The sequence below is a fragment of the Paenibacillus sp. MMO-58 genome (assembly GCF_037146255.1).
GTDB lineage: Bacteria > Bacillota > Bacilli > Paenibacillales > Paenibacillaceae > Pristimantibacillus.
This window is the reverse complement of sequence record NZ_JBBCVY010000002.1, coordinates 30006-51710: the sequence shown is the minus strand read 5'-3', so window position 1 is coordinate 51710 and position 21705 is coordinate 30006. Positions and strand designations below refer to the sequence as shown.

Below are 21705 nucleotides of genomic sequence, written 5' to 3'. Positions count from 1 at the left end.
TTTTCTTATGAGAGTATCCTTTCTATTGCAATTGTGACAAGCCGGTTAAATGAAACCATGAACAATAAGTGAACGCCCCTTTTTCGCTCGCGGCAAAGTGGCATGCTCTTTCAAAATACGTTATCTTAAGAAGAAAGTTGTTGGATAGAGAGCAGGTGCGAGCATGATTGCAACAGAATTATATAAAGAGGCGGAGCAGTTCATCGGGAATTGTTATAGTGAGCTGGGCAAGACGGAAGCAGAAGCATTGGACCGTCTGAAGGAAATCGAGCAGTCGATTGAGAGTAAGGGTTATTACGTACATACGTTGGAGGAGCTCCGCCATGGAGCGAGAATGGCCTGGCGGAACAGCAATCGTTGTATCGGCCGGTTATTCTGGCAATCGCTTGAGGTCATCGACGCGCGTTCTTTACAGGATGCCGACCAAATAGCTGAACAGATATTTAACCATATTAATTATGCCACAAACGAAGGGCGCGTGCGTCCGGCTATTACGGTATTCGCTCCGCAATACGGGAACCGGCAGATCCGGATTTGGAATCATCAGCTGGTGCGGTACGCAGGATACGATACGGAAAACGGAATACTGGGCGATCCGGCATCTTTGGATTTTACCCGGGTGTGCATAGCTCTGGGCTGGAAAGGGGCGGGAACCGCATTTGACGTGCTTCCGCTCGTTATTCAGGTGAATGACGATCCTCCAAGCTGGTACGAGCTTCCGGAAGGACTGGTCAAGGAAGTGCCGCTGTCTCATCCCGAAATTGAACGATTTGAAGAACTGGCGCTGCAATGGTACGCGGTCCCTTTTATTTCGGATATGAAGCTGGAGATCGGCGGTATTTCGTACACGGCCGCACCGTTTAACGGCTGGTATATGGGGACGGAGATTGGGGCACGCAATTTGGCGGACTTCAACCGTTATAACAAGCTTCCTGAAGTTGCCCGGCTGATGGGGCTTGATATGTCGACCAATACATCGTTATGGAAGGATCGTGCGTTAATCGAGCTTAATGTCGCGGTCATTCACTCATTCAAGAAGCATGGCGTGAGCATAGTAGACCATCATACGGCAGCAGAGCAGTTCATGCGGTTTGCCCAGCAGGAGCAAAATAACGGACGGCCGCTGACCGGCCGGTGGTCCTGGCTCATCCCGCCGATGTCGCCTTCTACGACTCCGGTATGGCATCGCGGATTTGACAATACGGAGCTGAAGCCGGCTTACGGCTATCAGAAGGCTCCATATATTCAGAATAATTAATAAGCCTAGGTCATGGGGGAAAACTAAAAAGTGGATTTCAGAATGGAATATCTCTCTTTCTTCGTTATTGTAACGGATGGCGAAGACAGCTCTTCCACGAAGCGGTATAAGCATTTTCAAACGCTGGAGGAAGACGATTATGAAGACAGCGAGATCAAACGGTTTCTCGACGGGGAATTTACGCGGATAGTCAAAAGAAAAGTAGAACGTAACCCAAATACTGAAAATGCGCCTACGAAAATCGGCCGTTTCATGGTTGAGCCGGGTTACGAGCTGGGGAGCAACCAGAACTATAACCTGTTCCAACGCTTGCGGGAGGCTGACTCTAAAGAGCGCTTCATTGGGATCGCCGACGAGCTTGTACATATCTACATGGATACGACGGCCGTTCGGGGCGGAGCTTTTATCATTGCGCGGGCAAAGCTTAATACGTATTTCGACGAACCGTTTCTCTTCCTGCTTAAATGCGATTTCGAACCAAAGATTGCAAGGATTTCCGATGAGCGGAGCCTGATTTCGCATGTCGAAATGGCGATCAGCGCACGCGGGATGAAGTCGATTCAATATCCGCATATGCCGGAGGAAGGCTCGCTTGACCATTGGGAGCTCAAAATCCATCAGGCATCGCATGCCCGTTATTTCGAGGATTTTCTGAAGTTTGTATCTTATGAAAAGCCGCTTCCCGAAGTAATGGGCGAGCAAGTGCTTGGCATGGTCCAGCAATACATGGAGGATAAGTGGCAGGCCGAGCCGGAAAGCGTGGAAAGACGCGAGGAAGAGAATGCTATCGAGGTATGGGCAGCCAGCGAGAAGCGCGAGCTTCAGGAATACTGGACGCATGAGCAGGTAAGCACGGCTTCGGCTGCGCTTGTTGAGCAAAAGCCGGATCTGCCGTTTTCGTTCAAGCTTGGCGGCGTGACGGTCAGGGGATTACTGGCTGACTTCGGAATCACGCTGCATTTTGCTAAACATAATGGACGTTATGTTGCCGTTATTGAAGGAGATGCCTTCCAGTTCGAGAAAGGGGTCTCGCCTGTCGAATTGCTCCTGCCTCCGGATCTTGAACAGCTTTTGCCGATTATCGGCACTAACGTCAAGGAAGAAGAACCGGCTATACAGCCGTATGTTGAGGAATCATCTGCTCAGGATGATGGCGTACCTTGGTAACGGAGGGGAAGATAATGGACAAATTATTTTTTATTGAGATCGGCATGGGCTGCGATCTGCACGGACAGAACGTAACGAAAGCTGCGGTAAGAGCGGTTCAGAACGCGATCCATCATAATTCGATGCCCGGACTGCGCTCGGTCCTGCCGGGTGGAACGTTGGACAACATGAAGGTCCATATCAAGCTTGCTGTGCCTTGCGACAAAGAGCTTCTTGACGTAGAGCAAGTGAAGGCCGTATTGCCTTACGGTCAGGTCACGGTGGAAATTATGGATGGCGGTATGATGACGACAAGCGGAATTGTACTGCCGGACAAGGATGACAAAAACGATCTGATTTACATCGTAAACGCGTCGGTGGAGGTTGGGTATTAATAAGAATCGTTAGTCGAACCGTATCCGGATCTTGCTGATCCGGATACGGTTTATTTTTTCAGGATTCATGAACGGCCGGGAAGGGTAAAATACATGTAATTACGAACAGTGCCGAGGAGAGACGCTTATGCTTCTGAAACTGATCTTGTTTGCGGTGCTGCTGTTTTGTTCTGCATTCTTCGTAGCGACAGAATTCGCAGTTGTCCGTCTCCGCCCCAGCCGGGTAAACCAAATGGTCGCGGAAGGTGTCCGAAATGGGGCAGCGGTGCAAAATGTAATTACGCATCTTGACAGTTATTTGTCCGCCTGCCAGTTAGGCATCACGATTACTGCGCTGGGTTTAGGTTGGCTTGGAGAACCAACCGTTCATGACTTGCTGGACCCATTGTTTCACAGCTTGCATATTGGCGGAAATCTGGTTAATGTGCTGTCCTTTATTATATCCTTTGCAGTGGTGACCTATCTTCACGTCGTGCTTGGCGAGCTTGCGCCAAAGACGGTTGCTATCATTAAACCGGAGCAAATTAGCTTAACCTCCGCTCCAATCATTATTGTTTTTTATAAAGTGATGTTCCCGTTTATTTGGCTGCTTAACGGCTCAGCCAACAGCATCGTCCGATTGATGGGTTTCAAGCCGACGGGCGAGCATGAGGCTCATTCGGAGGAAGAGATCAAAAGTATCATGTCAGAAAGCTTCGAGAACGGCAAAATCAATCAAAGCGAGCTCAGCTATGTGAACCGGATCTTCGAATTCGACGAACGTCTGGCACGGGAGATCATGGTGCCGCGTACCGACATGGTTTGTTTGTTTATCGAGAATTCGAAAGTCGATAACATCTCGATTATCCGTCGCGAGCAATATACGCGGTTCCCGGTTGCGAAAGGCAGCAAGGACAATATTATCGGCATCATCAATACGAAGCAGTTCTTCATGCAGTACTTCGGCAATGACGAGACCGATGTGGCTACGCTGCTGCAGCCGGTTATGTCCGTTCCGGAAGTGATGCCAATCAAGAAGCTTCTCCGAAAAATGCAGCAGGAGCGGGTGCATATCGCTATTCTGCTTGACGAATACGGCGGGACCTCGGGGTTGATCACCATTGAGGATATTCTTGAGGAAATTGTCGGCGAGATCCGTGACGAATTTGATGCCGACGAGGTAAAGGAAATCGATGCGATCGAGCCGAATCGTTTTATAGTAGACGGCAAAGCATTAATCAGCGAAGTTAATGAAGCGCTTGGATCCCATCTGGAAAGCCATGACGTGGACTCGATCGGAGGCTGGTTGTTTAATCAATATCCTGATTTGCAGGTCGGGGTGCCTCAGGATTACGAAGAGCTGACTTTTATTATCCGCGAGAAAGAACGGCATCGCATCCGCAAGATTGAAATCATCGTCAATATCGTTGACCTCGTTAATGAATAAGGACTAACGAGCCGTATTCCGGTAACAGGGATGCGGCTTTTCTCCTAAAACGTTGGTTGCTTTCGCTTGTCTCTTCCTTGTGCTATTATAATAAGGTTGGTTAACTCAGAAAATAAGCGAAAGAAAATTTAGGAGATGGAGGACTACATTTGGGAGATTTATTTAATGCCATTATTATGGGCATCATTGAAGGGCTTACGGAATTTTTGCCTGTCTCTTCAACAGGCCACTTGATTCTGACAGCAGAGTTGTTAAACTTTCAGGATGACCGGGCAAAGGTCTTTGAGGTTGTTATTCAATTAGGCGCCGTACTTGCTGTCCTCGTGTTGTACTGGAGAAAGTTTCTAGGCTTGCTGAAATTCGATTTCAGAAAAGGATCGGGCGTTAACGCCATTCACTTTGTGCTTGCCATGATTCCCGCCGGAGTAATTGGAGTTTTGTTTCATGATGTTATCAAAGATTATTTATTCAGCTCCGCAACGGTGCTTGTCGGTCTCGTAGCAGGCGGTATTCTGATGATCGTAGCAGACCGGTTGAAAAAGAAAGTTACTGCGGAAGAGCTGGATGACATTACATACAAGCAAGCTTTTGCAATCGGTATGTTCCAGGTTCTTGCATTGTGGCCAGGCTTTTCCCGTTCCGGTTCGACGATCTCAGGCGGCATGTTCTTTGGCGCAAGCCAAAAGGCGGCAGCCGAATTCACGTTTATGGTATCGGTGCCGATTATGGCGGGGGCCAGCGGTATCGACTTGATCAAAAGCCGCGAGTTCCTCACGGCATCGGATGCGCCGCTCTTTATTATCGGATTCGTTGCTGCATTTATCGTTGCGATGATCGCGATTGTTACTTTCCTGAATCTGATCAAGCGCCTTAGCTTGTCCTGGTTCGCGTATTACCGCTTTGCTCTTGCGATTGTATTTGCCTTTATTATATTGTAAACAGCAAAAGGATGATCCTGTTGGCCATGTGCCAAAGGGATCATCCTTTTTGTTAGACTAAGAACATGGCAACAACGGTTGTAACGCAGAGACCGATAATAACGGGTTTTAGGTTGCGTCGCGCCAGCTCGAACGGGCTAACACCGCATATTGCGGCTGCAGGAATAAGCGCCCATGGTACAAGCGTACCGCCGCCTACCCAGATCGCCGCGACTTGACCAAGAGCGGTCAGGGTGGCTACCCCGGAACCGATTGCCCCTCCGAATAGCTGGGCAATGGAGCCTGCCAGCGATATACCCGAGAAGCCGGATCCGTCAAGACCGGTAACAGCGCCCACGAGAGTCAGCGTAACGGAGCCAACCTCGCTATTCACCGGTACATTATTCGCAAGGGCAACACCAAGGTCGTTGACGATGCCTTGAGAGCCGGCAGGAAGCGTATCGCCAAAGATGGCGGTGAAGCCTGAGTCGCCCAGGTAGAAAAATGCTGCGATCGGAATGACGGGGCCAAACATTTTAAAACCGAACAAGAAGCCTTCAATCAGATAATTCGTTGTTTTCTCCAAGCCTTTGTTCTTATGAGCGAGCATCGTGATGATAAGAAGAATAAAGATCGCGGTACCGCCGACAAGCGCGGTCGCGTCGCCTCCCTGCAAATCCATGACGAACATGGTCACAACGTCGATGGCAAACAGTACGGGAATCAGGATGGCCAACGTTAGCTTGGTGCCGTGAGACAGTACATTTTTGAAAGCAAGATCATCTTCGCCGGTTAGCTCTTTATCGCCTTCCACCTTGGAGATGATGCCGTCATTCCATTTCCCGGTCTTCATATCGCGGCGCATCATCCAGAAAGCCGTAACCGTCGTAACGAGCCCCATTACGATAACAAGCGGGATACTTGCCTGCATGACATCGCTAACCGGCAAGCCAGCCGCATCAGCCGTTAGTTTTGGAGCGCCTTGAATGATGTAGTCGCCGGATAACGCAATGCCGTGGCCGAATAAGTTCATAGCCATCGCGGCTCCTAATGCGGGAAGGCCAACTCTTAGCGCAACCGGCAGCAACACGGCGCCAATCAACGCTACGGCAGGGGAGGGCCAGAAGAACCATGAGGTAACCATCATGATCAGGCCAATTCCCCAGAAGGCCAGGGTAGGCGTCCGCAAGAAGCGGGCAAATGGGGAGATCATCACTTCATTTATGCCAGTTCGGATCAACACCCGGCTCATTGCGACAATTATGGATATAATGAGGATAGTGCCCATTAGTTCTTTAATGGCATAAATAAAGCTGTTAAATACACCGCTGACGGAGTCGCTTAGCGATTCGGTTGCCAGTAGGCCAAGCACAAAGATGCCAACGATACAAAGGAGCGACGTATCTCTGCGCATCACCATAAAGCCGATAATGGCGACGATAAAGACGAGGTACACCCAATGCAGCGCCTCTAAATCAATGGCCATAAAATCACCCTCTCATGGGATACACGGCTTCGGTAACCGCTGCCGTAATGTACAGTATGCAAGGCCGCCTATAGGCGTTCATCACGGTTTACATGAGAATGTGACTAATCGCAGTGAACATTTGTTGACGAATGCGGTAAACCATATACAATTAGAGGGCAGGCTATTTTTAGCATTTTCAATCGCAAACTTAAATGATCGGAAGGAAGTATAGAACAGATGGATAACGTTAAAATTTTGGATGCATCGATGACTTACACGAAGGAAGAAGGATATGTTGGCCGTATTCAATTCGAAATTACCGGCCAGCCGAATCAATATGAGATGACCATTCATAGCAGGAAAAGAACGGAGTGGGGGTATGGTCTCTTCTTCCTTCACGAATCGGGTGACGAGGATCAGCTGCTGGCGGTAGAGGACATGCTCGAAGAGGATGACGAGCTGTTTGATTACCTGGTGAACGCGGCGGAAGAGAAATTGGATCCGAAGTTCAAATAAAAAAACCTCCGGTTTCCCTAAATGTAGGGATCCGGAGGTTTTTTTGATTTTTTTCTCCACATTAGAATTTCACGTTTCCAAACAATTGGAAACATAAATTCTAATTGGCGATTAAATCTACCGCTAACCGCGGTCGCTCATCTTCGAATTACTTCGATAAAGATTTCATCACATCGGACGCTCTGCCTTATCGTTCTTCTTGGCCGCACGGTTACGGATGAACATCCAGGCTGCCGCGCCAGCGATAACGGCAATTAAGGCGTAAACAACGATCATTCCATTATTGGCAATCGAGTCGCCAATCGCTTGCACACGGTCGCCGACAAACGTACCAAGGATAAAGTAGATCAGCGTCCAGACAAAAGCGCTTGGATAAGCAAATAACGCAAAACGTTTATAAGTCATCTTGTTGGTTCCTCCGACAAACGGCATCACATGCCGCAGTACGGGAAGAATAAGGCCGATGCTAAGCGCAAAGCCGCCGTACTTTTCGCTCATGTTTTGAGCTTGATGTATGAATTTATCCATATTCTTTTTTCTCATGAACCAGTCGAAAATTTTGCTGCCCGCGAACCGGCCGATCGAATAATTAAAAGTCATCGCCGAGCATATTCCAAGGAATACCATCAGATAAGCCGGCACGGGACTTAACAGACCCGAAGCAACAAAAGCGCCGCCAGTCATAACGACAACTTCGTTCGGAACGGGAAGGCCGATTAAGCCAAGGCACAGTACCAGAAAAAGCGAGACGTAGCCGAACTGATCGATAATGGATATTAAATAATCATATCCCATTTGTTTATTCATCCCTTACATCATCAACGTATTTGATCAAAAAGACGCTTTTATAAAGCTAACATAAAATATGGCTTTCCGATAGGTCAAAATGGTTGTGTTCTTTGCCAAAAACCGCAAAAAGCATTGATCTTTTCCATGAACAAGTATCATAATAGAGTGTTTCGCATTTTTACCAAGTCATAAGACGTACGGAAAGGAGAAATAATGAGTACAACAACCAACAGACGTACTGTAACCGTTGCCTTGTATGTTGCGACCTTCCTTGCGGCTATCGAAGGAACCATCGTAAGTACTGCAATGCCGAGCATTACCGGTGAATTGCACGGGATCCAGCAGTACAGCTGGATTATCTCGATTTATCTGCTTGCAACGGTGATCACAACCCCGATTTACGGCAAACTGTCCGATCTGTTCGGGCGCAAAAAAATGTTTATTGCCGGAGCTGGCATTTTCCTGCTGGGCTCCATGTTGTCCGGACTTGCCGAATCCATGCCGCAGCTGATTGCTTTCAGGGCGATTCAGGGCCTTGGAGCGGGAGCGTTAACCACGATTCCATATACCATTATCGGCGACTTATACCCGTTCGAGCAACGGGCTAAAGTCCAGGGCTGGATGTCGAGTATTTGGGGCATCGCCGGAATCACCGGACCGCTTGCCGGCGGTTTGCTTGTCGATTATGTGTCCTGGCGGGCTATCTTTTATATGAATCTTCCGTTCGGCATCGTGGCGCTTGTGCTTCTGATGGTGTCGTTGAAGGAAGTGTCCGTGAAGCAGAAGCGGCATATCGATTACCCCGGCATTGCAGCTTTTGCGGCAGGGATGTTTGCTTTTCTGTATGCGCTAACGATTCTTCGTGAGCCGGATGCGGCTCAATCCAGGACTGAAATTATTTTGCTTCTGGCTTCCGCGGTAATCCTCCTGACACTGTTCTATTATGTTGAAAAGCGTTCGCGCGAGCCGATTATTCCGCTCAAGATTTTTAAAATCCGTACGATTAGCGCCGTAAACGCAATCAGCTTTTTGATTTGCGTCATTAATGTTGTTGCGATTTTTTACCTTCCGCTGTGGATTCAAGGCGTACTAGGCGAAAGCGCGACATACTCCGGAATGGCCATGATCCCGCTGTCCATAGGTTGGCCCCTTGGGGCTATTCTAGCCGGTAATTTTATTGCCAAGTATGGCATGCGACGAATCGCGGTAACGGGTTCGCTCTTTCTTATTGCAGGCAGCGCCGGCTTCATGCTTATGAACGCCCACACCTCCATCGTGCTGTTTATGATCTATACATGCTTATCCGGCTTGTCGTTTGGCTTATCGTTAACAAGCTTTACCGTCGCGGTAACCTCGGCTGTCAGCTGGGAGCTGCGTGGAGCGGCGGTTGGCAGCAACAACTTTATCCGCACGCTTGGGCAGACGGTGGGGATAGCCATGTTTGGACTGCTTCTTAACACCGGGAATACGGAATCGATTGACGCGCTTAAGCTGGAACATAGCCTTCACCGGATCTTTATGATCCTGGGCGTCATGTCGGTCGTGGTGCTGCTGTCTATGTTTATGCTGCCAAAAGCCGGCACAGAAGGCAGCCATGCCCCATCGGATACGGCCGATGCATCCTCTTAGAACCAGAAAGGCTGATGAATGGCATGACAACTTTAATCGATGATCCTTATTTACGTATCGTTGAGCCATCCGTTGCAGATCTGGATGAATCAAAGCTGGAACAGATGAAGGAATGGCTGGAGCCTTGGAAAATGACTTCCGTCATTATTATGCGCGATGATGCGATAGCCTGGGAGTGGCATGCCAAGGGCGAGGATTCGGTGGGGCCGCTCTTATCCTGTACCAAAAGCGTGTTGTCCGCGCTTATCGGAGTTGCCATCGAGGACGGTCATATCCAAAGCGTAGACCAGCCTATTTCGGATTATTTCGAAGGAGCGGCAGACTCCTCCATTCAAATCAAGCATCTGCTGACGATGACCTCCGGTTGGGACTGGCCGGACTTCGATAAGCCTTATAAAGCGATGAAAAAAGCTACTGACCCTATCCGGTTTGTGCTTGAGAGATCCATGATAAGCGAACCGGGCAACGCCTATCTCTACAATTCGGGTGGCTCCCATCTCTTATCCGCTATTCTGACGGCAGCTACGGGCCATAGCGCGCTTGATTATGCCACAAGCCGGCTCTTCCGGCCAATGGGCTTCCGACAAGCGAAATGGACCTCTCATAAAGGGATTAATGAAGGAGGCACCGGTCTTCAATTATTCGGAAGGGACTTGGCGAAGCTGGGGCTTTTGCATTTAAGAGAAGGCGATTGGTTCGGAGAGAGGTTGATTTCATCTTCATGGGTTCAGGAGTCGACCAAGCGGCATCATAGAGGACTTCTTCACTATGAACCGCCTATTTACGGGGCTTACGGGTACCACTGGTGGCAGTCGCCATCCGAGCACAACGGAGCGTTTGACTGCTATTTTGCTTTTGGGCACGGCGGTCAATATTTGCTTGTTGCGCCTGAAGAACGACTGGTTATTGTGCTGAGAAAAGCACTGGCGGGACGGAACGAAGCGGTCAAATCCCGTAATCTAATATTTGAACATATTGCAGGAGCCTTAAAAAAGTAGGCTGTTTGGTGCAACCTTTTGCTCTGGGATGCGTTTAATCTATGTCTGTTCAAACCATCTCAAAGAGAAAAGGAGAATCCAATGTTTAAGAAAGTCAGCTTAGTTGTCCTTGCCGCATTGATGTTGTTTGCTATACCTATAGCAGCGCAAGGAGCTTCCAACGGTCAGAATCAATTAATTCTTCTTCAAAAAACAAAGCAAATGTACCATAACGGCAAGCTTTACATGGCTGCACAGCCGCTCACCGAATTGAAAGGCACGACTTACATTTCCGCTACTGCTATTGCAGGCAGACTCGGAGGATCCGTGCTTTATGATGCGAACAAGAAGGAGTATGTACTTCGCAGCGCAACAAACGAACTCCGTTATGCGGTGAATAAGTCTTCCTATACGGTAAATGGTACTCGCGCAGCGTTTACGGGTGCGCCTTTTGTGCAAAACGGAAGTCTGATGATCCCGCTCCGTTCGGTTCTTCAGCCGTTCGGGATGACATTGTCTACGATCCCGGCGCAGAAGAAGATTGTCTTGACTTGGACAACTAAGCCGGTAGCCAAGTTTAACATTACCACTGGCGTTGTTTATGCCGGCCAAACCGAAGTGACCTATGGCGATATGTCGTATTCGCCAAGCGGCGCAGCCATCGTTAACGAACGTTGGGATGGCAAACAAACCGTATTCGAAGCAGCAGGAACGTATACGGTAACCAAATGGGTCCAAGATGCAAACGGTGTTTGGAGCGATCCGTATTCGGTGACCATTAACGTACTACCGCCGAATCTTCCGCCGGAAGCCCGTTTTGCAACGGACAAGTCCTATTACAAGATGGGCGAACTTATTCAATACAATGATATCAGCTCCGATGACGAGAACAAGATTACAAAACGCGAATGGGTTAATAACGCTAAGGCTTTCTTCGAACCAGGCGAACAGACGGTAACGTTGAAAGTAACGGATGCGCATGGCCTTACTAGCGAATTCTCGCAGACGATTACGATTACGAATGATACGCTGTATACGAAGCAGGAATTCGATCAGCTTTACACGGATCAAGGCGAGAAATTCACGATTGACGGCGCAAGCGTACTTAAGCTTCCTACTCAGCCTTACACCGTCGTTTCGAATGGCCAGCAAACGTTTATCCGCAGCAACAGCCCCGAGATGATTAACGACGAGGGGATTTACTACCAGGATACGGCAAACGGCAATGTCCGTTTCTTGATTCACAATCAGAATAACCGTCCTAATCCGGTTAAGGTTTATATTGTAGCAACTAACGAAAACTCCACGGCAGCTACCGTAACCGATGAGCGTATCGGCGTTGGCGGTCCGGCACCTTACGTAACGCAAGCAGGCAAAGCCGCTACGGCGAACTACCTGCTGTCGAGAACCGTTAACCCGGTTGGAACGGTGACTACCATTCCTGCGGGACAAAGCCGTGTTGTACTTAGCCCGTTAAGCGGCAAAGAAGTTGTGAATGGCCGCGTCATTACGATGTATGCGGACGTAACGACTTCCGCGCCTATCAAATTCAGCGTTATCGTTGTAGATGCTAGCAAAGACGTGCTGCAGGCGCTTCCGCAGCTTCCGATTCTGCCTCGCGACGGCAAACACGTACGCGGTACATTTGAACAAGCGAACCGCAGCATTAACGTTCTGCAGACCATTGGAGATGTTCCTTCCCGTATGATTCTTGCCGACAAAGTAGTAGATACCCGCTTGTCCGGCTTTGATGTACTGACAGGAGACGCGATGTCCAATGACGGCAACAACGGTGCTTTGTACGTCCTGAATTTGTGGCATGTACAGCCTCACACGCTTATTGCGTTGAATCCACGCGGCGGTCATTACGGCGGTGCGTTCCTGATCAACAATAAGCTGGTCTATGCAACAAATACAACCATTCTGAGCAATGCGAACGAAGCAGGCGTTCTTTACCGGACGGGAGATACCGAAGAATCGGTGTCGATCGTATTTACGCCGGCATCCGGCAGCAACCTGCCGATTAACCTTCTGTTCCTGCCATTGCCTCAAGAGAAACAATAATCGAATGTACGAAAAAATGCCGATAAGAGCGATTTTGCTGTTATCGGCATTTTTGCGTTCAAAAAGCGTTATATATATGTTAGATGTTCGAGCGTAGAAGTAAAGTGTTACAAGATTAAGAGTTTATATGGTTAATTATATTCACATAACTATTGATAAAAGGAAATCTCTGATTTATGATGTTATATAAAGTGACACAAACTATGTGTTTACAAGGTGATCGGAGGTGCGCGCAATGCATTTGACAGTGGAACAGGCGCTAAACGTGTTTCCTTTATCGGAAGGGAAGCTGGTTGCCGGTAAAGCAGGGCGCAATCGGATCGTGAAATCCGTCAATGTGATGGATGCTCCGGATATTACGGATTGGATCAAGGAAGGGGAGATGTTGTTTACGACCGCCTACCTGATCAAGGACCATCCGCAGGATGCAACGGAGCTGCTAGTTAAGCTGAACCAGCGTGGCTCTTCGGGCCTTGGGATCAAGCTAGGCCGATTCTGGGACGCGATCCCCGAGCAGTTGATTGCTTTCGCCAATGAGCTGGGGTTTCCCCTTATAGAGCTTCCTTATCAATTCACGTTCTCCGATCAGATGAGCGGCTTGTTCAAGGAAGAGCTTAGGCGCAACACCGGCGTGCTGCAGGATATTTTCGACAAGCAGGTCCGGCTGATGAGGATGGCTCTCAAGACGGATCATATTAACGAATTGTTTGATGCGGTAGCGGATATTATCGGATTCCCGATGGCGATTGTCGGGTCAAGGGGCCAGATCGTTTACAACAGCTCGCAGGTGGCGGATACGGAATTAACAAGCAGCTGGCCATGGCCGCAGCAGCAAAAGTGGATGAAGAGCAAGCAATGGCAGGCGTTCCGAATACCGCTAATGAAGCAGTCCCGCTGTACGGGATTTGTTTTATTTTTTAACCCGCAGCTATTTCTGTCTACGATAGAAGAAAGTCTCTACCTGCAGGCGGCGGAACTATTATCCTATCAAATGAATTTTAATTACGAGGATTATTTCGAGTTGTCCGTGCAAAAGGATTTTGGCGTGTTAATCAAACGTTACCTGAGAAATGGGTTGCCGATAGATAAGGTTATCGAATATGCGGATCGTTGGGAGCTCGAGGTGTTCCAAAGCCATTATGTCTGCGTACTGAGCGACATTACTCATGCTTCCGCGCTGCAAAGGGCTGAGAAGCTCGAGAAGCTGAAATCGGATTTTTTAAGCCACACGAAACTTCAAGAATTAAAAGGCATGCATATTGTAATGGAAGAGGGCCTTTTATCCGTTTTTCCCGAGCCTGAAGGGCAAGCGGAAGGTAGTCTTCTGTCCGCATTAAACGTATGCTTTGCATCTATTCAGCGGGAGAGCGGCGAAAGTCCCCGGGCGGCGGTCAGCAGCCGTAAGAAACGGGCGGACCAGCTTTACGAAGCGTTTGACGAATGCAGGCAGACGCAAAGGCTTGCTTCCGAATGGCGTGTCGGGCAATCGATTACTTCCTTTGATACAATGGACTTGGCGATCGTGTTCGAGCATGTATCGAAGGATCGGATGGAGGCCTTCTGCAATCGTTGGCTGGGCGGACTCGTAAACAAGGATGCGGATTATGCCCACGAAATGCTTCGTACGCTCGAGACCTATTTAGAGCAGGATGGCCAGTTAAACGAAACCGCGAAGAAGCTGTATATTCACCGCAATACGGCTACTTACCGGATCGAGAAGCTGAGCGAAATATTAGGGGTAGATTTCAAGAAAATGAACGATCTTCTCAGGCTCAAGATTGCTTTCTTGTTCCGAAAGCTCTTAATTAACGAACAATCATAATCAGCCATTATTAAACGACTGTGCTACAACAAAGGAGCGGAACACATGAGTTCGACTTTGATCCGAAATGCCGTCATTATGACGATGAATGCATCAGATGATATTTTGATTGGCGATGTGCTTGTGATAGGCAAGAAGATCGCTCAAATTGGTCCGAATATTCAGGAAAATGAAGTTGATCGCATCGTCGATGCTGGAGGTAAAGTGCTGCTGCCAGGCTTCATTCAAACGCACATTCACCTGTGTCAGACTCTATTCCGCGGAAGAGCGGATGATCTGGAGCTGATCGATTGGCTGAGACAGCGGATCTGGCCTCTTGAAGCCGCGCATAATGAGGAATCGGTCTATTATTCGGCGCTGCTTGGCATTGGAGAACTGATTCGAAGCGGCACCACGACCATACTCGATATGGAGACTGTTAATCATACGGAGTCGGCTTTTCAGGCGATTCTCGAGAGCGGGATTCGAGCGGTCTCCGGCAAGGTCATGATGGATTACGGAACGGAGGTTCCGCTTCCGCTTCAGGAGAAAACGGAGCAGTCGCTGAAGGAAAGCGTGGAGCTGCTGGAGAAGTGGCATGGAGCTGCGGGAGGACGAATCGAATACGCTTTTTGCCCGCGTTTCGTTGTCTCTTGTACGGAAGAGCTTCTTATTGGAGTAAGGAATTTGTCTGCGCAATACGGCGTAAAGGTACATACCCATGCGTCGGAAAACAGGGAAGAGATCTCGATCGTCGAATCCGAACGCGGCATGCGCAACGTGATTTATCTGGATCATATCGGTCTCGCCCGACCGAATCTTATTTTGGCACATAGCATCTGGTTGGATGAAGAGGAAAAGCGGATTATCAAGGAACGGGGCGTTAAGGTTACGCATTGCCCGGGCTCGAACCTGAAGCTGGCATCCGGTGTTGCGCAAGTTCCCGAATTGCTGCAGGAAGGGATTGACATTGGCATCGGCGCGGACGGAGCGCCTTGCAATAACAATCTGGATATGTTCCAGGAAATGCGGCTTACAGCCTTTATCCAGAAGGTGAAGCATGGTCCAACCGTCATGAACGCAAAGACTGTGCTTCGCATGGCGACAATGGGCGGAGCTCACGTATTAGGGCTGGAGGAGAAAATCGGCAGCATCGAAGTTGGAAAGCTTGCTGATCTGCAGCTGCTTGATCTGGAGGACTTCCATGTCTATCCTTCGTTTGATGCGGACTGGTATTCCAGAGTGGTCTACGCGGCTACTCGCGGCGATGTGGATACCGTGATGATTGACGGGCAGATTGTAATGGAGAACAGAATCATGAAGACTATTGATAAACCGCTTGTGTTGCGCGAGGCAGACCGAACTTTGAAGGAGCTGTTGGCAAGACTCTAATTAACCGGTTAAGTGATTGTTCTTTCGAATGCTTACTCAGTAAGTTGCTTCGTAAAACTATAGGCTTTCAGGAGGGGTTGCCGATGGACATGATTCACATCCTGCGAACGATCCGGCAGCTAGATCGGCCGGCAGTCCTGGCAACCATTATCGGAGTTGAAGGACACGCATATCGTAAGACGGGAGCAGCCATGCTGATCCCGTTAAGCGGAGATACCGTCGGCACGGTTAGTCCGGGCTGTATCGAATCCGATCTCCTGGAGCGGGTTCCCTCCATTTGGGAAGCAAACCGGTATGAGATTGCGGAATATAACATGGACCCGGACGACGATCCCATCTGGGGTGAAGCTCTGGGCTGCGGTGGAGTTATCCGGGTGCTTCTTGAGCCGATAGAAGGGACGCTTCGGACCATTCTGACCGATGCTTTGGATCTGCTTGATAGAGGCAGGGAGGTTCAGCTTGTGCGCAGGCTGAAGGGAGGAAAGCTCGGTTATGAGCTTACGGTGGAAGAGGTTATGCCGCTCCCTTCCGGCCAGTCAAGCTACGATTGGCAGTTTAGTCTCCGTTTAACGAATAGGCAACGGGTTATTCTGTTTGGCGCAGGTCCGGATGCCGTTCCCATCTATCAGCTTTTGACGCAAAGCAGCTTTCAAGTCATAGTCGCGGACTGGCGTCCACGTTTGCTGGCTGCTTATCCGGGCGCCGAGCATTATCTCGGCACGCCGGAGCAGCTCAAAGAAAAGCTGCGGATGAGTATCGACGATGCGGTTATCGTCTGCAGCCATCATCTCCATTACGACCGGGAAATGATCGAATGGTCATTAGAATCAAAGCCAAGGTATATAGGAGTAATGGGTTCGACCAAACGAATTGGCATGTTGTTTAATGGGGAGGTTCCGCCTGTTAACGTGAAGGCTCCTATTGGATTATCCATAGGAGCCGAGGGTCCTTATGAGATTGCGGTCAGTATTGCCGCGGAATTAATAGCTTTGCGATATCAATGGCGGAATAAGCAAAAGGCCGATCGGCAAAAGGAGGAGCGGCATGAACCTATCCGCAATTTATTTGGCGGCGGGACAGAGCAGCCGAATGGGCAAGCCGAAGCTGCCGCTCGAGCTTTCGCCGGGCGTAGCGCTCGGCAGTATGGCGCTTCGTGCTTTCTTGGCTAGCGGAATCGGGCGGATACACCTTGTGGTCCGTCCGGATGACCCGTTAACCTGGCTGCAGGATATAAGGAAAAGCTCACTATACGCAACTCAATTAAATATCGTCGTCTGCGAAGAAGCAAGTCTTGGCATGTCTTATTCCATTCGTGCCGGTGTAGACGCCGTGCTATCCAGCCTGCCGGTTCCCGATGCTGTCGTCATTGGGCTTGGCGACCAACCTTTTGTCACGGCTGCTATGGTGCGGCGTCTTCTTGTCATTATGGAGGAGAATCCGGCTTTAGATTTTGCTGCTTCCTCTATGCGGGGAGTTGTTATGCCGCCCGCGGTTATCCGCCACACCATGTACAAGGCGCTTCGCGGATTGAAGGGGGACATGGGTGCGCGCAAGTTGTTTGCGTTGCCGAATTACGCCGGAGAAATCGTGGAATTCGGCGGAGAGGATGATGAATTACTGCTTGATGTAGATGACGAATACAGTCTAGGACTAGCGGCTAAGCGATACCGCCAAACCCGAAGTCGCAGATAACATGTGATACATTGTTACATGATTGTTATTAGACGTGCATCATGCACAATGAGTTTTCGTTATTTTATTTGCCTTTCCAATATCATGTTAGATATATTGACGTGTTAATGACACGCAAGTATATTGAGACTACATCATCCATTGCGGTCATGATGATGATAGAGAGTTGGGGAGGAACCATATGAAATATCTTGCAAAAGCACGTACAGTGGGGTTGGCATTACTCGTATTCATGGTCGTTATTTTATCTGCTTGTTCCAGCAACAGCAATAACAAAACAAACGAAACGGCAAGCGGCGGCAATACACAAGCATCATCAGAGCCGTCAGCAACAGATAGCGGCAAGAAGCTGCCGCGGGTCGCATTCGTTTATATCGGACCTCCCGGAGACGGCGGTTGGACTTTCGAGCATGATAACGGCAGGAAGTACATGGAAGAGAAGCTTGGCATTAAAGCTGACACGGTAGAAAACGTTCCGGAAAGCGCGGACGCGGAACGCGTCATTACGGAGCTGGCTCAAAACCACGACATCATTTTCACGACAAGCTTTGGTTACATGGATCCGACGCTAAATGTGGCGAAGAAATTCCCGAATGTGAAGTTCATGCATACGGCCGGCTACAAAACGGCGGACAACATGAGCACTTACTTCGGCAAGAACTATGAAGCCAGCTACCTGACCGGTATTGCGGCAGGGAAAATGACGAAGTCGAATGTCATTGGTTACGTTGGCGCATTCCCGATTCCCGAAGTTATTTATAACATCAATGCCTTTGCGCTTGGCATTCAAAGCGTCAATCCGGACGCGAAAGTAGACGTCGTATGGAGCAACACCTGGTATGATCCGACTGCAGAGCGCCAAGCGGCGATCAGCTTGCTGGATAAAGGCGCGGACGTCCTGCTTGCTTATCAGGATTCCCCTGCAACCCTGCAGGCGGCTGCCGAACGCGGTGCGCTGGCAGGCGGCAACGACTCCGACATGACCCGATACGCACCGGATGCATACTTAACGAACCCGACTTGGAACTGGGGTCCTTATTATACGAAGGTTGTGCAATCCGTGATCGACGGAACCTGGAAGAGCGAGCAATACTCCGGCGATATGGTGGACGGCATGGTTGGCCTTGCTCCGCTTGGACCTAGCATTCCTGACGATGTGAAGAAGCTTGTAGAGGATGCAAAAGCGAAAATCATCAACGGCGAGTTGGATGTATTCAGCGGTCCAATAACGGATGCATCCGGCGCTTCGAAGCAGGAAGCTGGCCAAACGATGAGTCTGGAGCAAATTCTGGAGATGAACTGGTTCGTCAAAGGCATAGAAGGAACGATTCCTAAATAGCCTTGAGCCTGCCAAAATGGCCGATCAACAAATCCCTTGCTTAAGGGATTTGTTGATTTATTGGCCTCCATCTATTCCTAAATCATCGCAAGTGGCCGGAAAGAGGCCAACTCGTGTGACAATTCTTTAAGTCAATGCTTACGAAGCAAGAATTATCACAAGAGGCTGGGAAGAAGCCTACTTGTGTGATCATTCTTTTAAGGAGGAAGCGGAATGCTCGAAACCTACTCCGTAGAAATGCAGCGTATCGTCAAGCAGTTCGGCTCCGTTGTCGCGAATGACCAGGTCGATTTCAAGGCGAAGGCAGGAGAGATTCACGCCTTGCTAGGAGAAAACGGAGCCGGCAAAAGCACGATGATGTGCATGCTCTCCGGCGTCTATCGTCCAACAAGCGGCGAGATCTATATTCACGGCGAGAAAGCAAAGATTCGCTCGCCCAAGGACGCCATGAAGCTAGGCATCGGGATGGTCTTTCAAAACTTCCGTCTCGTTCAGACGTTAACGGCTGCCGAGAATATTATTTTAGGCGAAAAATCCTCCTTCTGGCGCGGCCCGGGCTGGATGAAGAAGAAGCAGGAAGAGATTGAGGCGATAGCAGTCAAGTTTGGGCTAACCTTCCCGGTGGACCGCCCAATCTGGCAGCTATCCGTCGGCGAGCAGCAGCGGGTGGAGATCGTCAAGACGCTGTATCGCGGCGCCGATCTGATTATTCTGGATGAACCCACTTCGGTTCTTACGCCGGGCGAAGCGGAGCAGTTGTTCGTCACGCTTGCGCAGATGAAGGCGGAAGGCAAGACCGTTATTATTACGACTCATAAATTAAAGGAAGTTATGGCGATCTCCGACAGCATCTCGATTATGAGGAAAGGCAAACTCACTCATACGATGATGAAAACCGAGACGAATGAACGCGAGCTTGCGAGATTTATGGTAGGCAAAGAGCTAACCGTTCCAAAGCCGCTTGCGAGCCGTCCGAAAGGCAAACCGCTCCTTATCGTTGATCAACTGGATGTATTTGCCGACCATGGACGAAAGGCTTTGAATCAGATGGAGTTTGAGGTGCATGAAGGCGAGATCGTGGGGGTTGCGGGCGTAGCGGGCAACGGCCAGAAGGAGCTTGCGGAGGTGCTGACCGGACTTCGCTCATGGCGCAAAGGCAGCATTACCTTTAACGGCAGCCCGCTGAAGAATGCTTCGGTTCGCGGAGCGATCGAAGCCCGTATCGCCCATGTGCCGGAGAACCGGATGAAAAGCGGTCTTGCCGGAAGCCTGGGCATTGTCGATAATCTGCTGTTCAAATCCTACCGCACAAGCGATCGCTCCCGCTTCGGATTCCTTCGATCGCGTGCGAATCGCAGCTGGTCGCAATCGCTTGTGGAGCAGTTCGACGTAAAGACTCCCGGGCTGGATGCTCCCGTAAGGCAGCTATCCGGGGGCAATCAGCAGAAGCTGCTTTTTGCTAGGGAGGTTGAGCAGGACCCGCTCTTTATGGTGGCCGTTCATCCCACGCAAGGGCTGGATGTCGGAGCAACGGAAGGCGTTCACCGGCTCCTGACGGAGATGCGCGGACAAGGCAAGAGCATCCTTCTTATTTCGGAGGATCTGGATGAGGTTATGCAGCTGTCCGACCGCATATTAGTAATCTATAACGGCCGAATGGTCGGCGAATTGGCGCGAGGGGAAGCGACCCGCGAGCAGATCGGCTTATACATGGCCGGAATTAGGGATGCGGAAGAATCGGAGGAGGAGAAGGTCGTATGAGCAAGCAGCCGGTACAAAGCACTTTAGCCATCGAACAACCGGATACAGCAACGCGCCGCAGCAAGCTGCTGTCTCTTCGAATCGAGCTGGATCCATCCAGAAAAGAAAGCCCGTGGTGGATGACCATCGTCTCTATCCTGCTTGCTTTAGTCTTCTGCGGCATCTTTATCGCAGCTAACGGCATGAACCCGATTACGGTTTATTCGAAAATGATCACAGGGGCGTTCGGAACGTCATTTGGCATTACGGAAACGCTGGTGAAGTCGATCCCGCTTCTCTTGTGCGGTATCGGGGTTGCGATTGCTTACCGCATATCGGTCTGGAATATCGGAGCGGAGGGGCAATTTCTCGCCGGTGCGATGGCGGCGACGGCGGTAACGGTCTATTTTCCGAATATGCCCGTGTACCTCGTGATTCCCGCGATGGTCGTGTTCAGTATACTAGGCGGCGGGATTTGGGGACTGTTGACAGCAATCCCGAGGACGTATTTCCAGGTAAACGAGCTGATTACGTCACTTATGCTTAACTACGTGGCACTCTTGGCCTTGAACTACTTCGTCTTTGGTCCATGGAAGGATCCAAAGGGCTTTAATTTCCCGGGTACTCCGGTATTTACGGATGCGCAATCGCTTCCGGTGCTTGGGGATACAAGGCTGCATCTTGGTCTCGTGTTTGCCATTGTTGGCGTTCTGCTGTATGCCTTCCTGATGAAATATACCCGCTGGGGTTACGAGCTTCGCTTGATTGGCGCTAACCCGGAAGCGGCGAAAAACGCAGGCATCAAGATCAGCCGTCATATTCTGCTCGTTATGCTGATCAGCGGCGGCATGGCCGGCCTCGCCGGAATGGCGGAAGTATCGGGCGTCACCCACCGCCTCATGTACGGAATATCGCCGGGCTACGGGTATACGGCGATTATCGTTGCTTGGCTTGCGAAGCTGAATCCGCTTGGTCTTGTTATTTCGTCGTTCCTGTTCGGCGGACTGATCGTGGGAGGCTTCAGCGTTCAAACGATTGGCCTTCCGTCCTCCATCTCGTCCATGATCCAAGGGGCGATCCTGTTCTTCCTCATTGCAGGCAGCATGGCCAGCAAATTCCGTATCCGGAGAAATGCATAGAAGGGATGGTGTAGACC

Annotated in this window: 18 protein-coding genes; 16 read left to right on the top strand and 2 right to left on the bottom strand. The window is 49.9% G+C overall.

What is annotated here, in order from left to right; genetic code table 11:
• Positions 1-163 precede the first annotated feature (163 nt).
• The 5 genes from WFJ73_RS05970 (at position 164) to bacA (ending at position 5163) form a co-directional block, all read left to right on the top strand.
• The gene (locus tag WFJ73_RS05970; protein WP_336772185.1) at positions 164-1258 is read left to right on the top strand and encodes a nitric oxide synthase oxygenase; all 1095 of its coding nucleotides are present in this window, start codon (positions 164-166) and stop codon (positions 1256-1258) included.
• Positions 1259-1288: 30 nt separating this feature from the next.
• A complete protein-coding gene (locus WFJ73_RS05965) occupies positions 1289-2425 on the top strand; it encodes a DUF3900 domain-containing protein (RefSeq protein WP_442955926.1) in 1137 nt (378 codons plus the stop codon).
• Between the two features lie 14 nt (positions 2426-2439).
• Positions 2440-2799 carry a Lin0512 family protein gene (locus WFJ73_RS05960; RefSeq protein ID WP_336772183.1) on the top strand — a complete coding sequence of 120 codons (360 nt, stop codon included), beginning with the start codon at positions 2440-2442 and terminating at the stop codon, positions 2797-2799.
• Between the two features lie 127 nt (positions 2800-2926).
• A complete protein-coding gene (locus WFJ73_RS05955; RefSeq protein ID WP_336772182.1) occupies positions 2927-4225 on the top strand; it encodes a hemolysin family protein in 1299 nt (432 codons plus the stop codon).
• Between the two features lie 149 nt (positions 4226-4374).
• A complete protein-coding gene (bacA, locus tag WFJ73_RS05950; RefSeq protein ID WP_127495158.1) occupies positions 4375-5163 on the top strand; it encodes an undecaprenyl-diphosphate phosphatase in 789 nt (262 codons plus the stop codon).
• Positions 5164-5215: 52 nt separating this feature from the next.
• Here bacA and WFJ73_RS05945 read toward each other — a convergent pair whose 3' ends face one another.
• Positions 5216-6628, bottom strand: coding sequence for a hypothetical protein (locus tag WFJ73_RS05945; protein WP_336772181.1), 1413 nt, complete (start codon positions 6626-6628; stop codon positions 5216-5218).
• Between the two features lie 219 nt (positions 6629-6847).
• On the opposite strand from WFJ73_RS05945, the gene WFJ73_RS05940 reads away from it, so the two are divergent.
• A complete protein-coding gene (locus tag WFJ73_RS05940) occupies positions 6848-7126 on the top strand; it encodes a hypothetical protein (protein WP_336772180.1) in 279 nt (92 codons plus the stop codon).
• A 168-nt stretch (positions 7127-7294) separates the two neighbouring features.
• On the opposite strand, the gene WFJ73_RS05935 is transcribed toward WFJ73_RS05940, so the two are convergent.
• Positions 7295-7921 (bottom strand): DedA family protein, encoded by a 627-nt coding sequence (locus WFJ73_RS05935; protein ID WP_336772179.1) that lies wholly within the window; start codon positions 7919-7921, stop codon positions 7295-7297.
• Between the two features lie 207 nt (positions 7922-8128).
• Here WFJ73_RS05935 and WFJ73_RS05930 point away from each other — a divergent pair, with 207 nt between their 5' ends.
• The 10 genes from WFJ73_RS05930 to WFJ73_RS05885 all read left to right on the top strand — a co-directional run bounded on the left by WFJ73_RS05930 (position 8129) and on the right by WFJ73_RS05885 (position 21688).
• Positions 8129-9544 (top strand): MDR family MFS transporter, encoded by a 1416-nt coding sequence (locus tag WFJ73_RS05930; protein ID WP_336772178.1) that lies wholly within the window; start codon positions 8129-8131, stop codon positions 9542-9544.
• 23 nt (positions 9545-9567) lie between these two features.
• On the top strand, positions 9568-10542 hold the full coding sequence (locus WFJ73_RS05925; RefSeq protein WP_336772177.1) for a serine hydrolase domain-containing protein: 975 nt from the start codon (positions 9568-9570) through the stop codon (positions 10540-10542).
• Positions 10543-10623: 81 nt separating this feature from the next.
• Complete coding sequence (locus tag WFJ73_RS05920) at positions 10624-12585, top strand: copper amine oxidase N-terminal domain-containing protein (protein ID WP_336772176.1); 1962 nt, start codon at positions 10624-10626, stop codon at positions 12583-12585.
• 235 nt (positions 12586-12820) lie between these two features.
• A complete protein-coding gene (locus WFJ73_RS05915) occupies positions 12821-14407 on the top strand; it encodes a PucR family transcriptional regulator (RefSeq protein ID WP_336772175.1) in 1587 nt (528 codons plus the stop codon).
• Between the two features lie 45 nt (positions 14408-14452).
• Positions 14453-15778: a 5'-deoxyadenosine deaminase gene (locus tag WFJ73_RS05910; protein WP_336772174.1), complete on the top strand. Its 1326-nt coding sequence runs from the start codon at positions 14453-14455 to the stop codon at positions 15776-15778.
• A gap of 83 nt (positions 15779-15861) precedes the next feature.
• The gene (locus tag WFJ73_RS05905; protein ID WP_336772173.1) at positions 15862-16947 is read left to right on the top strand and encodes an XdhC family protein; all 1086 of its coding nucleotides are present in this window, start codon (positions 15862-15864) and stop codon (positions 16945-16947) included.
• On the top strand, positions 16868-17470 hold the full coding sequence (locus tag WFJ73_RS05900; RefSeq protein ID WP_336773068.1) for a nucleotidyltransferase family protein: 603 nt from the start codon (positions 16868-16870) through the stop codon (positions 17468-17470). The genes WFJ73_RS05905 and WFJ73_RS05900 overlap by 80 nt, the downstream gene beginning before the upstream one ends.
• A gap of 181 nt (positions 17471-17651) precedes the next feature.
• The gene (locus tag WFJ73_RS05895) at positions 17652-18809 is read left to right on the top strand and encodes a BMP family ABC transporter substrate-binding protein (protein WP_336772172.1); all 1158 of its coding nucleotides are present in this window, start codon (positions 17652-17654) and stop codon (positions 18807-18809) included.
• 213 nt (positions 18810-19022) lie between these two features.
• Positions 19023-20570, top strand: a complete 1548-nt coding sequence (locus WFJ73_RS05890; protein ID WP_336772171.1) for an ABC transporter ATP-binding protein — start codon at positions 19023-19025, stop codon at positions 20568-20570.
• Complete coding sequence (locus tag WFJ73_RS05885) at positions 20567-21688, top strand: ABC transporter permease (protein WP_336772170.1); 1122 nt, start codon at positions 20567-20569, stop codon at positions 21686-21688. The genes WFJ73_RS05890 and WFJ73_RS05885 overlap by 4 nt, the downstream gene beginning before the upstream one ends.
• Positions 21689-21705: the final 17 nt, after the last annotated feature.

Excerpts from the sequence above, each read along its gene's own strand:
- WFJ73_RS05970 (WP_336772185.1), top strand. The coding sequence starts at position 164 with ATGATTGCAACAGAATTATATAAAGAGGCGGAGCAGTTCATCGGGAAT.
- WFJ73_RS05960 (WP_336772183.1), top strand. The coding sequence starts at position 2,440 with ATGGACAAATTATTTTTTATTGAGATCGGCATGGGCTGCGATCTGCAC.
- WFJ73_RS05955 (WP_336772182.1), top strand. The coding sequence starts at position 2,927 with ATGCTTCTGAAACTGATCTTGTTTGCGGTGCTGCTGTTTTGTTCTGCA.
- WFJ73_RS05945 (WP_336772181.1), bottom strand. The coding sequence starts at position 6,628 with ATGGCCATTGATTTAGAGGCGCTGCATTGGGTGTACCTCGTCTTTATC.
- WFJ73_RS05940 (WP_336772180.1), top strand. The coding sequence starts at position 6,848 with ATGGATAACGTTAAAATTTTGGATGCATCGATGACTTACACGAAGGAA.
- WFJ73_RS05935 (WP_336772179.1), bottom strand. The coding sequence starts at position 7,921 with ATGGGATATGATTATTTAATATCCATTATCGATCAGTTCGGCTACGTC.
- WFJ73_RS05930 (WP_336772178.1), top strand. The coding sequence starts at position 8,129 with ATGAGTACAACAACCAACAGACGTACTGTAACCGTTGCCTTGTATGTT.
- WFJ73_RS05925 (WP_336772177.1), top strand. The coding sequence starts at position 9,568 with ATGACAACTTTAATCGATGATCCTTATTTACGTATCGTTGAGCCATCC.
- WFJ73_RS05920 (WP_336772176.1), top strand. The coding sequence starts at position 10,624 with ATGTTTAAGAAAGTCAGCTTAGTTGTCCTTGCCGCATTGATGTTGTTT.
- WFJ73_RS05915 (WP_336772175.1), top strand. The coding sequence starts at position 12,821 with ATGCATTTGACAGTGGAACAGGCGCTAAACGTGTTTCCTTTATCGGAA.
- WFJ73_RS05910 (WP_336772174.1), top strand. The coding sequence starts at position 14,453 with ATGAGTTCGACTTTGATCCGAAATGCCGTCATTATGACGATGAATGCA.
- WFJ73_RS05905 (WP_336772173.1), top strand. The coding sequence starts at position 15,862 with ATGGACATGATTCACATCCTGCGAACGATCCGGCAGCTAGATCGGCCG.
- WFJ73_RS05900 (WP_336773068.1), top strand. The coding sequence starts at position 16,868 with ATGGGCAAGCCGAAGCTGCCGCTCGAGCTTTCGCCGGGCGTAGCGCTC.
- WFJ73_RS05895 (WP_336772172.1), top strand. The coding sequence starts at position 17,652 with ATGAAATATCTTGCAAAAGCACGTACAGTGGGGTTGGCATTACTCGTA.
- WFJ73_RS05890 (WP_336772171.1), top strand. The coding sequence starts at position 19,023 with ATGCTCGAAACCTACTCCGTAGAAATGCAGCGTATCGTCAAGCAGTTC.
- WFJ73_RS05885 (WP_336772170.1), top strand. The coding sequence starts at position 20,567 with ATGAGCAAGCAGCCGGTACAAAGCACTTTAGCCATCGAACAACCGGAT.